Raw genomic sequence first — 13,583 nt, forward strand, 5'->3', positions numbered from 1 at the left:
TCACTTTTTCAGGGGTGATAATTATCATGAAATTACCGTGATAAATGACTTAATTTCCAGCAATATAATCGTATTATGGGGGTTAAGATCGTTAGGAAAATTGATTCCATTGAGGAGCGTAAGCGCTACAATGAACATCTATTGGCCGATATCAGGGCCTTGGAGCAGATGTGCCTTCAGGGGCTCATAGAAGAAGATAATATTCGTATCGGAGCTGAGCAGGAATTATGCCTGGTTGATCGCAACTGGTATCCGGCTCCCAAGGCTATGGAACTTTTGCAGGCCGCGAATAATGAACGATTTACCACCGAAATCACACGATATAATCTCGAGATCAACCTCGATCCTTTATTACTGGGAGGAGATTGTTTTAAAACCTTGTTTAAACAATTGCGTACAGACCTGCATTACCTGGAAGAGCTGGGCCGGGAGCAGGATGTGAAGATCGTACTTACCGGAATTTTGCCAACCATAGAGCAACAGCATTTGCGGGAAGAATTTATGGCTCCTGTTGAACGATATTACGCCCTGAACAATCTGATGAGAGAATTGCGAGGGAGGGAGTTTGATCTGCATATGAAAGGTATTGATGAGGTAACTCTGAAACACGATTCTGTGCTATTTGAAGGGTGTAATACGAGTTTTCAGGCGCATTTGCAGGTAGGTGCCAAAGATTTTGTGAATAGTTATAACTGGGCTCAAATGATAGCGGGCCCCGTACTGAGTATATGTACAAACTCTCCATTGCTTTTAGGGAAAGAGTTATGGGATGAGACCAGGATCGCTCTTTTTACCCAGAGTATTGATACACGTGCAAGTTCTTTTCTTCTTAACGAGAGAGAAGCAAGGGTAAGTTTTGGAGACAGTTGGGCTCTTGGTAATGCAGCCGACCTGTTTCGGCAGGAAGTGCTTCGTTTCAGAAGTTTGCTCACTTCAGATTTTGAACTTTACAGTGATGACATGCTTCTGGAAGGGCAGATCCCAAAACTAAAGGCATTGGGATTGCATAATGGAACCATCTATCGGTGGAACAGGGCCTGCTATGGGGTGACAGACGGAAAACCTCACCTGAGAATAGAGAATCGTTATATTCCTTCAGGCCCTACCGTTCTAGACCAGGTGGCTAATATGGCGTTTTGGGTCGGGTTAATGAGGGGGCGGCCGGCAACCTATGACGATCTTCATTTGAAGTTTGATTTTAAGGATGTCAAGAATAACTTTCTCTTAGCGGCCCGGTACGGGATGTCATCCCGATTTTATTGGGGAGACAAACTGGTGTCAGCAGATCGTTTGTTAAAGGAAGTACTCCTGCCGATCGCCTGGCGAGGTCTTTTGGATAGCGGGGTCAGTGCCGACGATGCAAACCATTATCTAAAGGTGATCGAGAACCGCATAGACCACCAGGATGCCAGCAGGTGGATACGTAAGAGTTTCCGGAATCTGCGTACCCAAATGAAAAAAACGGATGCCTGCAGGGCCATAACTGCGGCTATATACACCTATCAGCGAAGAGGGGTCCCCGTTTCCGCATGGAAGATCCTCAGAGAGGATGTAGATATTAAGCTTGAATCTCAAAAATGTGTCAAGCAATTTATGAATCGCAACGTGGTCACAGCCAGGATCGATGATAATGCCGGCTTTATTGATCAGCTCATGGAGTGGAGAAAGATTCATCATATGCCCGTTATTGACAATCAAGGGATCTTAAAAGGAATCCTGACCTCTACAGATCTTGACCGACACCGGGAATCACTGAAGGGTGTCTGTGTAGAAGAGGTAATGAACCCCAATGTGGTTACCATTACCCCGGATCAAAGTGTGTTGGAAGCCCGGGAATTGTTGTCTAAAATGAAGATCGGGAGTTTGCCCGTGGTCCATGAGAACTATCTCGTGGGAATAATTACGAAGAATGATGTCTGAAACCAAACTGATCGTGAAAAAACCTGCAAGCCATGTAAATAGGGTGCTTTTTGAGCATAATGCCAATCCCGAAGCTCCCTGCTTAGTGGTTTTTTGCGGTATCCACGGAAATGAAAAGGCCGGGTTAGAGGCCTTTCACCTGTTGTTACCGTTGTTGGAGGAAGAAAAACTTTCAGGATCGTTGTATGTATTGAGTGGTAATATCCCTGCCTTGGCAAGGGGGCAGCGATTTATTGATGAAGATCTTAACCGCCTGTGGAAACGCAAAAGCCTTGAAGACGGTTTTTTATCTGAAAATAAGATCTCTGAAAATAAAGACCGGAAAGAACTTCTCAGGATCATCAATGATATAAGCAGTACCATTACCGGTCCGCTGTATTTTATCGATGTACATACCACCTCTGCGGCTTCCATTCCCTTTATTACTATAGACGACTCTTTGATCAATCGTCGTTTCACTTCAGTTTTTCCGGTACCCGTTGTTTTGGGTATAGAAGAATACCTTCAGGGAGCCCTGTTGAGTTATATCAATCAACAAGGCTTTGTGAGTCTTGGTTTTGAAGCAGGGGAACATCACGATGAATGCTCCGTAAGGAATGCCGAGAGTTTTCTTTATATGGCCTTGTGTGTTGCGGGAGTGATGAAACCGAATCAGGACTTGATCAAAACACATCGGGAGCGATTGGAGCGTAATTCCGGGAAGGATCACAGTTTTTATGAGGTAATTTACAGGTTTGCCCTGGGACCCGGTGATGACTTTAAGATGTGCCGGGGATACGAGAATTTTCAAAAAGTAGGGGAAGGTGCGCTTTTAGCATATTATAACGGAAAAGAGTTAAAAGCTGAAGAAGAGACCACCATTTTTATGCCCTTGTACCAGAAACAGGGAGAAGACGGCTTTTTCTTTGTTCGCAGAATTCCTTCCTGGATATTGGGTGTTTCTGCAGGGCTGCGGTTGTTAAGGCTGGATGCCTTACTGGCTTTATTGCCCGGTATTTCCTGGATAGATCCTGAAAAGAACGGATTGCGGGTAAATTTGAAAACCGTACGTTTTTTGGCAAAACCCTTATTTCACTTACTCGGGTACCGTGAGATCGAAGAAGATCAATATCACTTGCTGATCTATAATCGTGAACGAGCCTCACAAAAAGAACGTTACCCTTTTAAGTATCCAAAGCTTTAATAATTACAGAATGTTATGCCTATGTGCTACCGCGTACGTCTTCGTCCGTGGTTTTTGGAAATGGGTATTACCTAAAAATGGCGGTTGAACCTTCGAGAAGGATTTTATTGGTAATCGCCACTGACGAGGACGTCGGCGGCAGCGTTTATAAAGGCTTCCATCTAGTCTTCCTCAAAATAATGAAGTAAGGGTCTGAATGTAAAAACAGTGTTAAGTAAGTAGTTCGCGTTATTTCGAATGTGCTACCGCGGACGTCTTCGTCCGTGGTTTTTGGAAACAGGTCTTACCTAAAAATGGCGGTTGAATCTTCGAGAAGGATTTTATTGGTAATAGCCACCGACGAGGACGTCGGCGGCAGCTCTGGTATGTATTATTTCTTGGGGCTATTGACCAGTCTGCTAGCAGCAGCCCGGGACGTCGGCGACAGCTTTTGAAATATGGGTTAATTGGTTGCTGAAAAGAATAAGAGCATGACTCAGGTCATCCCAGAAACCCAATATCATCTATCTCCATCACCGCATCCAACTCTGCAAAATTCCTGGCACTACTGTATTTGTATTCCCATGGTCTCATGACTAAGCCGGCTTGAACCGGGTTATCGTGTATGTAATTGATTTTCTGTCTTAAGGCACCAGTGCTCCATATTTCGATAGGGTAATTATGTGGTTGCCATAATTGATATTTTCTATCCTTTCTTTTAGTATTAACTTTAAGTTCAAATTCTCGTAAAAGCCATTCCCTTCGGCTCTCCTGAGGGTTTGACTTAATCTCTTTGATAAGTTGTTTAGAGGTGAATCCTTTAAAATCCCGGATTAAATCTGATGGCTGGTCCAAGGCTGAACGAAATAGTAAGTGAATATGATTTGGCATAATACAATAGGCATAAAGTTCCATGGCTTTATGTTTTCTACAGTAGCTTAAGCAATCAATTATGAGGTAAAAGTATATCATTCGAGAAAATAGTTCGATCCAATTGACGGTAGCAAAGGAGATAAAATAAAGAGCTGCAGGATTATGAAATTTATAGTTTCGACTCATGCACTAAATATAGTAAATATTCTATATTTTAATGTTCGGTTGTTTGCACAAATGCGCTACCGCGTACGTCTTCGTCCGTGGTTTTTGGAAATGGGTCTTACCTAAAAATGGCGGTTGAACCTTCGAGAAGGATTTTATTGGTAATCGCCGCCGACGAGGGCGTCGGTGGCAGCGTTTATAGAGGCTTCCATCTAGTCTTCCTCAAAATAATGAAGTAAGGGTCTGAATGTAAAAACAGTGTTAAGTAAGTGGTTCGCGTTATTTCGAATGTGCTACCGCGGACGTCTTCGTCCGTGGTTTTTGGAAACAGGTCTTACCTAAAAATGGCGGTTGAATCTTCGAGAAGGATTTTATTGGTAATAGCAACCGACGAGGGCGTCGACGGCAGCTCTGGTATGTATTATTTCTGGCCAGATCGACTGTTCAGAGGCAGTTGAAGAATTCTAAAAGAAGCAAAAAAAAACGCCCGGGATCTCCGGGCGTTTTTTTGTAGGTTATTGAAAGTTTATTTACCCGGATCAGGTAAAACCTTTCCTTTGATTTTTAGTGGTACTTTAGGAGTATCGGCATTCGAAGTTACCATGATGGTTTTTCTGATATGTCCTACTCTGTCTGTGTCATACTTCACCTCGATCTGTCCGCTCTCTCCGGGCATAATCGGTTCTTCCGGTTTCTTAGGGATGGTACATCCGCAGGAAGAAGTTACTTTGGAAATGATCAAAGGTGCATTACCCGTATTTGTGAATTCAAAAACACGGATTCCGTCGCTGTTACGTGCGATCTCACCATAATCGATGACATCGCTCTTGAATTCAATCTTGGCTACTTTTTCTTGGGCAGACACACTGAAATACGTGAGTCCGACAATTAAAAGCATTAGTAATTTTTTCATCAGTAAAAGATTTAAGTGAAAAGTAAATGTAAACGATTTTAAACAGTCTTCAAAATTTAATGTTTTCTTTTAAAATCCTGTGCTTATGGCTACTTTTGCAACTTTAATGCCAAAAAGAGTTTCCTAAGATGAATATTCCTTCTAAATACGAGTCCACTACCGTTGAAGGTAAATGGTATGACTACTGGATGAAACATAATTATTTTCGTTCAGTTCCTGATGGAAGAGACCCCTATACCATTGTGATACCACCCCCAAATGTAACCGGGGTGCTGCATATGGGGCATATGCTGAACAATACCATTCAGGACGTTTTGATACGACGGGCCCGTTTAAAAGGATTCAATGCCTGCTGGGTTCCGGGTACCGACCATGCCTCTATCGCTACCGAAGCCAAAGTAGTGGCGAAGTTAAAAGAACAGGGTATTGAAAAGAAAGACCTGACAAGAGAGCAATTTCTTGAGCATGCCTGGGAATGGACAGAAGAATATGGGGGTGTGATCCTGGAACAGCTTAAAAAATTAGGATGCTCCTGCGACTGGGATCGTACGAAATTCACCATGGATGAGGATATGTCGGCTTCGGTGATTAAGGTATTTGCAGATCTTTATGAAAAGGGACTTATATACCGCGGGCACCGAATGGTAAACTGGGATCCTGAGGCAAAAACAACCCTATCTGATGAGGAGGTGATCTATGAAGAGCGTCAGGGATCGCTTTACTACCTCGAATATCAGGTGGAGGGGAGTGACGAGAAGGTAACCATAGCCACTACGCGCCCGGAAACCATTCTCGGAGATACTGCTATTTGTATTAATCCCAACGATGAGCGTTATGCTCACCTGAAAGGCAAAAAGGCTATTGTTCCCTTAGCCAACCGGGTAATTCCGATCATTGAAGACGAGTATGTGGATGTTGAGTTCGGAACAGGTTGCCTGAAGGTGACCCCTGCGCATGATGAGAACGATAAAATGCTGGGTGATAAGCACCAGCTGGAAGTGATAGATATTTTTAACGATGATGCCACGCTGAACAGTAACGGGCTGCATTATGAAGGGATGGATCGTTTTGTGGTCAGAAAGGCAATTTCCAGAGAGCTTGAAGAAAAGGGGTTCCTGGTTAAAACGGAGAATCACCTGAATAAGGTGGGTACTTCTGAGCGTACCAAAGCTGTTATTGAGCCACGTCTATCAGACCAGTGGTTTCTGAAAATGGAGGAGTTGGTAAAACCTGCTATCAAGGCGGTTTTAGAAGATGAAGATATCAAGCTTTTCCCTAAAAAATTTGAAAACACCTACCGTCATTGGATGGAGAATATCCGTGACTGGAATATATCGCGACAGCTTTGGTGGGGACATCAGATCCCGGCCTGGTATTACGGTGAAGGCAAAGAAGACTTTGTGGTTGCTGAAAATGCCGACAAGGCACTGGAGAAAGCACGCAAAGTAACCGGTAATGAAGGGCTTCGGCTTTCTGATCTCAGACAGGAAGAAGATTCTCTTGATACCTGGTTCTCTTCCTGGCTTTGGCCTATCAGTGTTTTTGGAGGTATTCTGGAACCGGAAAATGAGGAGGTGAAATATTATTATCCTACCAATGATCTTGTTACAGGTCCCGACATTCTGTTTTTCTGGGTGGCCCGAATGATCATTGCTGGATATGAGTTCAGAGGAGAAAAACCATTTAGCAATATCTACCTTACCGGTCTTGTTCGCGATAAGCAGCGAAGAAAGATGTCTAAATCGCTCGGGAACTCTCCCGATGCTCTTGGACTGATCAAGGAATACGGGGCCGATGGAGTTCGGGTTGGTCTCTTGTTGAGTTCTGCAGCAGGAAATGACCTGTTATTTGATGAGGCATTGTGCCAGCAGGGGAAAGGGTTTGCCAATAAGATTTGGAATGCCTTCAGGTTGGTTAAAAGCTGGCAGGTGGATGCAGCTATTGCTCAGCCGGAAAGTGCAGCTATTGCAATAGACTGGTATAAGAGCAGGTTTAACACCACGCTGAAAACCATAGAAGACCAGTTTGATAAATACAGGATCTCTGATGCCCTTATGGCTACTTATAAGCTCATTTGGGATGATTTCTGTTCCTGGCTGCTTGAGATGGTAAAGCCGGCTTATCAGCAACCTATTGATAAGAAAACCTTTGATGAGGTTGTAACTTTATTTGAGAATAATCTGAAGATACTTCATCCGTTTATGCCTTTCCTTACTGAAGAGATCTGGCAACTGATGAAGGTGCGTACTCCCGAAGAGGCCATGATCATTTCAAAATGGCCGATCACCGGAGATGTAAATGAGCAGCTGATCGCTGAATTTGATCTTGCCGCTGAGGTCATTTCCGGAATACGAACGATCAGAAAGGAGAAAAACATTCCGTTCAAAAACAGTATTGAGCTGAAAGTGCTTAATAATGAGAAGGCGGGCAAAGAACTTGATACGGTGATCGCCAAATTAGGTAACGTAGAAGGACTGAGCTATGTAGAGGAGAAGCCTGAGGGGGCGCTTTCTTTCAGGGTGAAGTCTAACGAATACTTTATTCCGGTTTCCGGAGCAGTCAATGTTGAAGAGGAGGTAGAGAAGCTTCAGGAAGAATTGAAGTATACTGAAGGCTTCCTTAAAAGTGTTCAGAAAAAGCTATCCAACGAGCGATTTGTAAATAATGCGCCTGAACAGGTGGTGGCTATGGAGCGGAAAAAGGAGGCTGATGCCAAAGCTAAGATCGAGACGATTCGGGAAAGTCTGGCTTCGCTTCAGTAAGTAGCGTAAACTATAAAGTAAAAGAAAACCCGCTGTTTAGCGGGTTTTTTTATGCGTCGTTCTCAGCCTTGAAGTCTTCATTAAAATACGTACTTACCAGTTTAGTATATTTCTTTTTGGCTTGCTTTTCGCTGATCTGTCCTGCCTGGAATAGTGCATTCGTTTTAAAGGCATTTATAATCGCCCTCCGGCTGCCCGGAGGTGCTTCACTTCGAGTGGCTTTTTTGTAATATGCATATAGGCGTAGCAGGAGGTCGGCCGGTAGCGGATCATGGTAACTGTTCATGAATTCCACGGCCTTTTCAAATTCCCGGTCAAGCTTCTTACTACTCATTTTGCTATTTACTTGCAATCACATCTATGCCGCCCTTCACTTTATCGTGAAGATTTACATGGATCTTCGCATCCAGTGGCAAAAAGAGGTCTACACGTGATCCGAATTTGATGAATCCCGCATCTTCTCCCTGAATTACCTGCATGCCTTCTTTGGCGTAATTTACAATACGTTTGGCCAGGGCCCCGGCAATTTGACGATATAATACTGCGCCAAAACTTTGATTCTCCACAACGATAGTGGTACGTTCATTTTCTTCAGAGGCCTTAGGATGCCATGCTACCAGGTATTTTCCCGGATGGTATTTACTGAATTTGACCTCTCCTCCCAGGGCATACCGTGTAACGTGAACATTTACAGGTGACATGAATATAGAGACCTGAATGCGCTGGTCTTTGAAATATTCTTTTTCAAACACTTCCTCGATCACCACTACTTTTCCGTCAACAGGGGCAAGTACCTGTTCGTCGTTGAGGGAGGCAATACGCCTCGGATTTCTGAAGAATTGCAGGATCATGATCAGCAATATCAGAAACGCAGCCTGCACGGTCTTTTGGATCCATGGGGTGTCAATATAGAACTGTGCCAGGAGTATTCCGGCAATGACCACGAATAAAGTGGTAAGTATGATCTTATATCCTTCTTTATGAAACATAGTTGAAAATTTGTAGGGTTAAATAGGCGAAGGGTGCTGCAAATACAAGACTGTCTAAACGGTCTAGCAGACCGCCGTGCCCCGGTAAAATGGCTCCACTGTCTTTAACCCGTGCCATTCTTTTGAATTTTGATTCAACAAGGTCGCCAAGGGTTCCTGAAATGACCACCACTATGGCCAGAATTAACCATTTAAACAAAGTTAATTCATTACTGTATAGGAATAAAAAATAGGAGGCAATTAATGCAAATACGAAGCCGCCGAGAAAGCCTTCTATGGTTTTCTTTGGCGATACTCGCTCAAAGAGTTTGTGTTTGCCAAAGGTTCTCCCCACCAGGTAGGCGAAGGAGTCGTTTACCCAAATAAGGATGAAGATACCAATGATAATGGCCTTGGCAAACCCACCATTGCTGTAAGGTAACAAAGCCAGGAAAATACATCCGCCTCCAATGTAGAACAGGGAGATAAGAAATTTTTGTGCCTGATTATACCTGGCAGGGGTGGTGGAGTATAATTTTTTGATCATGACCAGATCGGTAGCCAGGGTGGCTGTTAAAAGAATGCAACTTACCAATAACTTTTGCTCCAACCCTCCGAGAACATAGATGTGAAACCACCAGAGAATAAGAAATGCTATAAAAATGTAATAGCCCTGAAGCCTGATGATCTTTTTAAATTCGTAAAGACAGATAATGCCGAAGATCATGAAGAGAAAATCAAAGGCATTATTACTTAAAAAAACTGCAGCCAGAAGGAGCAGGATGTACAACACGCCGGTAATCGCGCGTTTGAGGAGTTCTCGCATCTTATAAATCTTCCAATAAGAGCAAATATAAGTTTTTTGAAGTACTCCCGTATGAGAGAAAATCTTTTTCTTCCTGCCGGTTGAAATGCTTTATGGTAGTAATATTGGTCGGAATCTGGGCTTTGTTTTTAGATTTTATTCCGTGTAATCCCTCTCCTAAATTGTCAATCAACTGACTGGTAGTGGCAAAGACAATAAAGTTGTCAGGAAGGTCGTGTAATTTACTTTCTTTGATCTGGTTTGAACTGAACATTAGTGACCCGTTGTCGGCAACTAAATTTTCGCAGCGGGTAAGCAAAAGATTGGTTCCAAAACAATTTTTTCTCCCTTCCAGTTGAAAGGTTTTGAAGTGATTGATCAGTGAAGCGTCGAGACAACATACCTCTTTGGTGCTCCAGGAGTTTTCCGCAAGGATTTTCTGAAAGCACTCCAGAACCTCTTCCATGGATTCGCAGTACAGGAATTTACCGCCGTTCTTCTTGAAGTTTATAGTGAATTTCTCATCGGTGGGTAATGGAACTTCAGGCATGAATTGGCCCCGTTCGTCGGCGACAGACGGTTTTTTATTCTTATTGTCCTTAGATCCAAAAAGTCGCTTAAGAAAGTTCATTTAAATAATTAGGGGAATACTATTTTTAGTGTTGTTAGCTATAAAATTAAAAATTCTATAACGATAACGTGTAAAAAGAGCGTAAATTTTGTATTTACGCTCTTTTCAATTTTATTCTTTCTCCTGGAGTTCTTCTTCCTTTGTTGCAGAATCACTCTCTTTGATCTCAGTCATTCCGCTTTTTTTCTCAAAAGGACGTTTTCCGAAGATCCTTTCCAGATCATCTTTAAAGATCACCTCTTTTTCCAGCAGGCGTTCTGCCAGGGTGGTGAGTTTATCTTTATTATCTTCAAGAAGTTTGATCGCGCGTTGGTATTGTTCTTCAATAATTCGCGAGATCTCCTTGTCGATCACCTTAGCCGTTTCTTCACTATATGGTTTAGAGAAATTATAATCGGTCTGTCCGCTTGAATCATAATAGGTGAGGTTCCCGATCTCATCATTAAGACCGTAAATGGTAACCATGGCTCGTGCCTGTTTGGTTACCTTCTCCAGGTCGCTCAGGGCACCGGTAGAGATCTTGTCAAAGATCACTTTCTCTGCGGCTCTACCTCCCATGGTGGCACACATTTCATCTGCCATCTGCTCCGGACGTACAATAAGGCGCTCTTCCGGTAAATACCAGGCGGCACCAAGACTTTGGCCTCTGGGAACAATAGTAACCTTTACCAGGGGTGCAGCATGCTCCAGCAGCCAGCTAACCGTAGCGTGACCCGCTTCATGAAAGGCAATGGTTTTCTTTTCTTCAGGAGTAATAATCTTGTTTTTCTTTTCAAGTCCTCCCACAATACGGTCAACAGCATCCAGGAAATCCTGTTTGTCAACAGCCTTTTTACCCTTTCTGGCAGCGATCAATGCGGCCTCGTTACATACATTAGCGATATCAGCTCCAGAGAATCCCGGTGTTTGTTTAGCCAGGAATTCCATATCGAGTGATTCTGAATTTTTTATAGGGCGAAGATGAACCTCAAAGATCTCTTTACGCTCTCTTACGTCAGGGAGGTCCACATAAATCTGCCGGTCAAAACGTCCGGCACGCATCAAGGCTTTGTCAAGAATATCAGCCCTGTTGGTGGCGGCAAGAACAATCACATTGGTGTTTGTGCCAAAGCCGTCCATTTCGGTTAGTAACTGGTTCAGGGTGTTTTCCCGCTCGTCATTACTTCCCGTGAAATTATTTTTGCCTCTTGCGCGACCGATAGCATCGATCTCGTCAATGAAAATTATGGCAGGTGACTTGTCCTTGGCCTGCTTGAAGAGGTCACGTACCCTGGAGGCTCCCACCCCTACAAACATCTCTACAAAGTCAGATCCTGATAAGGAGAAGAAAGGTACCTTAGCCTCACCTGCAACGGCTTTGGCCAATAGGGTTTTACCGGTACCCGGAGGTCCTACAAGGAGGGCTCCTTTTGGAATTTTACCACCCAGAGAGGTGTATTTTTCAGGGTTTTTAAGAAAGTCAACGATCTCCTGTACCTCTTCTTTAGCGCCTTCCAGCCCGGCAACATCCTTAAATGTTACCTTCATGTCTGTTTTCTCATCAAAGAGCTTTGCTTTTGATTTTCCGATATTAAAGATCTGTCCACCAGCACCTCCGGCAGCTCCTCCTGACATACGTCTCATCAGGAAAATCCAGATACCGATGATCAGCACAAAGGGCAGGAGCGTGATAAGCAGATCGGTGAAAAGATTTGATTCGATATCAAATTTCACCTCTACATCGCTGAGGTTATTCTCGTCGATGGTCTCGGAAATGCCATTCTCAAAATTTTGAGCATCTCCGAATTTCACTAAATACTGAGGTACCTGTGAAGCGCTTGGTAAAAAGGTTTGCCCTTGGGCGTTCTTGTGAACATCTTTTTTCAGGGCTTCTTCCGTAAGGAAAATTTTAGCGCTTTTTGTATTGTTAATGATAAGTATCTTCTCAACATCGCCATCCTCTAAAAACTGCTCCATTCTGGAAGGAGTGATCTCCGGAGGTGTAGACCAGCCACTGCCGCCGGAAAATAACTGCATTCCAATAATGAAAAGCAAAATGATGCCATAGATCCAATAAGAACTGAATCTTGGTTTTTTCGGATTTGTATTGTTATTAGTCTCTTTTGCCATTTAAAAATTCTAAGGTTAATAGGTTTTTAGCTCATGGGAACAGCCGTCATCTTGGCATCGCCCCAAAGCCCTTCGATATCATAGTATTCGCGAATGCTTTTCTGAAATACATGAACAACAACGTTCACATAATCAATAAGCACCCACTCGGCGTTGTCAGTGCCTTCTACATGCCATGGTTTGTCTTTAATTTCTCGGCTGACTGTTTTTTGGATAGAATTTACAATGGCATTTACCTGTGTGTTGGAAGTTCCATTGCAGATGACGAAGTAATCGCAAACCGTGTTGTCTAATTCTCTTAAATCTAAAATATTAACATCCTTCCCTTTTACTTCCTCAATCCCTTTTAAGATATATGTGATCAACTGATCTGCACTACTGCTCGTTTTTGCCATTAAAAAAAGTTATTTTCACAAAGTTATTATTTTTTTGTTTTTAGGACTACCTCCGTTAACATAAGATTACAGATTAAATGTAGTACTCGTCATGAATTTAATCAAACTTGATGCCATTGATTCGACCAACACCTATTTAAAACAGTTGGTCACGCAAACTGCTCCCAAGGATTATACGGTGGTAATGACTCGCGAACAAACCGGCGGCAGGGGGCAGATGGGTACCAAATGGATCTCAGAACCCTCCAGGAACCTAACGTTTAGCTTGTATAAGCAGATCAATCACCTCGAGCCCGAACAGCAATTTTATATCAGTATGGTGATCTCTCTTGCGGTTTTTGATGTCCTGGAGAGTTTTAATATCCCCAATGTAAAGATCAAATGGCCTAACGACATTTTGTCAGCAAACAAGAAGGTTGGAGGTATTTTGATAGAAAATATACTGCGGGAAGGCCGCATGTCGGCTGCCATAATCGGGGTGGGACTCAATCTCAACCAGTTGGAATTTCCGGGTCTTATCAATGCTTCTTCCCTGAAAAAGATCACCGGGGTGCATTATGTGAGAGAAGAGGTGCTCTACAAGATCATAGATCGATTTCGGTTCTACGTACCCTGGGTGGCCGGGAAAGAATTTGATAAGTTGAGGGCACTATATGAATCACGTCTCTTTAGAAAGGATAAGCCTTCAACCTTTAAAGACCGCGACGGCAAACTCATTATGGGGTTTATTAAAGGGGTTGACCAGGACGGTAAGCTCAGGGTACTGCTGGAAGATGAAGTAATGCAGTCGTTCGAGTTGAAGGAGTTGACATTGCTTTATTAAAGAGCTAAGGAGCTAAGGAGCTAAGGAGCGAAGGGGTGAAAAGCAAATTCCAAACTT

Annotated in this window: 12 protein-coding genes; 4 read left to right on the forward strand and 8 right to left on the reverse strand. The window is 43.2% G+C overall.

Annotation, left to right across the window (positions count from 1 at the left end; translation table 11 throughout):
- Positions 1-75: 75 nt before the first annotated feature.
- Positions 76-1,920, forward strand: coding sequence for a CBS domain-containing protein (locus E7Z59_RS11155; RefSeq protein ID WP_136336436.1), 1,845 nt, complete (start codon positions 76-78; stop codon positions 1,918-1,920).
- Entirely contained in the window at positions 1,910-3,103 is a 1,194-nt protein-coding gene (locus E7Z59_RS11160; RefSeq protein WP_136336437.1) for a M14 family metallopeptidase, read from the forward strand. Before E7Z59_RS11155 ends, E7Z59_RS11160 begins: the two co-directional genes overlap by 11 nt.
- Positions 3,104-3,583: 480 nt before the next feature.
- On the opposite strand, the gene E7Z59_RS11165 is transcribed toward E7Z59_RS11160, so the two are convergent.
- Complete coding sequence (locus E7Z59_RS11165) at positions 3,584-4,141, reverse strand: REP-associated tyrosine transposase (RefSeq protein WP_136336438.1); 558 nt, start codon at positions 4,139-4,141, stop codon at positions 3,584-3,586.
- A 505-nt stretch (positions 4,142-4,646) separates the two neighbouring features.
- On the reverse strand, positions 4,647-5,033 hold the full coding sequence (locus tag E7Z59_RS11170; protein WP_136336439.1) for a DUF1573 domain-containing protein: 387 nt from the start codon (positions 5,031-5,033) through the stop codon (positions 4,647-4,649).
- Between the two features lie 128 nt (positions 5,034-5,161).
- Here E7Z59_RS11170 and E7Z59_RS11175 point away from each other — a divergent pair, with 128 nt between their 5' ends.
- Entirely contained in the window at positions 5,162-7,795 is a 2,634-nt protein-coding gene (locus tag E7Z59_RS11175; RefSeq protein WP_136336440.1) for a valine--tRNA ligase, read from the forward strand.
- A 49-nt stretch (positions 7,796-7,844) separates the two neighbouring features.
- Here the strand turns inward: E7Z59_RS11175 and E7Z59_RS11180 are convergent, their stop codons facing one another.
- The 6 genes from E7Z59_RS11180 to rsfS all read right to left on the reverse strand — a co-directional run bounded on the left by E7Z59_RS11180 (position 7,845) and on the right by rsfS (position 12,703).
- Positions 7,845-8,129: an acyl-CoA-binding protein gene (locus E7Z59_RS11180; RefSeq protein ID WP_136336441.1), complete on the reverse strand. Its 285-nt coding sequence runs from the start codon at positions 8,127-8,129 to the stop codon at positions 7,845-7,847.
- A gap of 4 nt (positions 8,130-8,133) precedes the next feature.
- Positions 8,134-8,784: a phosphatidylserine decarboxylase family protein gene (locus tag E7Z59_RS11185; RefSeq protein WP_136336442.1), complete on the reverse strand. Its 651-nt coding sequence runs from the start codon at positions 8,782-8,784 to the stop codon at positions 8,134-8,136.
- Positions 8,774-9,589, reverse strand: coding sequence for a phosphatidate cytidylyltransferase (locus tag E7Z59_RS11190; RefSeq protein ID WP_136336443.1), 816 nt, complete (start codon positions 9,587-9,589; stop codon positions 8,774-8,776). The genes E7Z59_RS11185 and E7Z59_RS11190 overlap by 11 nt, the downstream gene beginning before the upstream one ends.
- 1 nt (position 9,590) lies before the next feature.
- Complete coding sequence (locus E7Z59_RS11195; protein WP_136336444.1) at positions 9,591-10,199, reverse strand: LUD domain-containing protein; 609 nt, start codon at positions 10,197-10,199, stop codon at positions 9,591-9,593.
- Positions 10,200-10,310: 111 nt separating this feature from the next.
- Positions 10,311-12,308, reverse strand: a complete 1,998-nt coding sequence (gene ftsH, locus E7Z59_RS11200; RefSeq protein ID WP_136336445.1) for an ATP-dependent zinc metalloprotease FtsH — start codon at positions 12,306-12,308, stop codon at positions 10,311-10,313.
- Positions 12,309-12,334: 26 nt separating this feature from the next.
- On the reverse strand, positions 12,335-12,703 hold the full coding sequence (rsfS, locus tag E7Z59_RS11205) for a ribosome silencing factor (protein WP_136336446.1): 369 nt from the start codon (positions 12,701-12,703) through the stop codon (positions 12,335-12,337).
- A gap of 91 nt (positions 12,704-12,794) precedes the next feature.
- Here rsfS and E7Z59_RS11210 point away from each other — a divergent pair, with 91 nt between their 5' ends.
- On the forward strand, positions 12,795-13,526 hold the full coding sequence (locus E7Z59_RS11210; RefSeq protein ID WP_136336447.1) for a biotin--[acetyl-CoA-carboxylase] ligase: 732 nt from the start codon (positions 12,795-12,797) through the stop codon (positions 13,524-13,526).
- Positions 13,527-13,583 lie beyond the last annotated feature (57 nt).

Origin of the sequence: Robertkochia marina (genome assembly GCF_004799345.1) — a bacterium.
In the GTDB taxonomy this organism is placed as follows: Bacteria; Bacteroidota; Bacteroidia; order Flavobacteriales; family Flavobacteriaceae; genus Robertkochia; species Robertkochia marina.

What these genes read in the sequence shown, in the direction of transcription:
- E7Z59_RS11155 (WP_136336436.1), top strand. Translation starts at nt 76, where the DNA reads ATGGGGGTTAAGATCGTTAGGAAAATTGATTCCATTGAGGAGCGTAAG.
- E7Z59_RS11160 (WP_136336437.1), top strand. Translation starts at nt 1,910, where the DNA reads ATGATGTCTGAAACCAAACTGATCGTGAAAAAACCTGCAAGCCATGTA.
- E7Z59_RS11165 (WP_136336438.1), bottom strand. Translation starts at nt 4,141, where the DNA reads ATGAGTCGAAACTATAAATTTCATAATCCTGCAGCTCTTTATTTTATC.
- E7Z59_RS11170 (WP_136336439.1), bottom strand. Translation starts at nt 5,033, where the DNA reads ATGAAAAAATTACTAATGCTTTTAATTGTCGGACTCACGTATTTCAGT.
- E7Z59_RS11175 (WP_136336440.1), top strand. Translation starts at nt 5,162, where the DNA reads ATGAATATTCCTTCTAAATACGAGTCCACTACCGTTGAAGGTAAATGG.
- E7Z59_RS11180 (WP_136336441.1), bottom strand. Translation starts at nt 8,129, where the DNA reads ATGAGTAGTAAGAAGCTTGACCGGGAATTTGAAAAGGCCGTGGAATTC.
- E7Z59_RS11185 (WP_136336442.1), bottom strand. Translation starts at nt 8,784, where the DNA reads ATGTTTCATAAAGAAGGATATAAGATCATACTTACCACTTTATTCGTG.
- E7Z59_RS11190 (WP_136336443.1), bottom strand. Translation starts at nt 9,589, where the DNA reads ATGCGAGAACTCCTCAAACGCGCGATTACCGGCGTGTTGTACATCCTG.
- E7Z59_RS11195 (WP_136336444.1), bottom strand. Translation starts at nt 10,199, where the DNA reads ATGAACTTTCTTAAGCGACTTTTTGGATCTAAGGACAATAAGAATAAA.
- ftsH (WP_136336445.1), bottom strand. Translation starts at nt 12,308, where the DNA reads ATGGCAAAAGAGACTAATAACAATACAAATCCGAAAAAACCAAGATTC.
- rsfS (WP_136336446.1), bottom strand. Translation starts at nt 12,703, where the DNA reads ATGGCAAAAACGAGCAGTAGTGCAGATCAGTTGATCACATATATCTTA.
- E7Z59_RS11210 (WP_136336447.1), top strand. Translation starts at nt 12,795, where the DNA reads ATGAATTTAATCAAACTTGATGCCATTGATTCGACCAACACCTATTTA.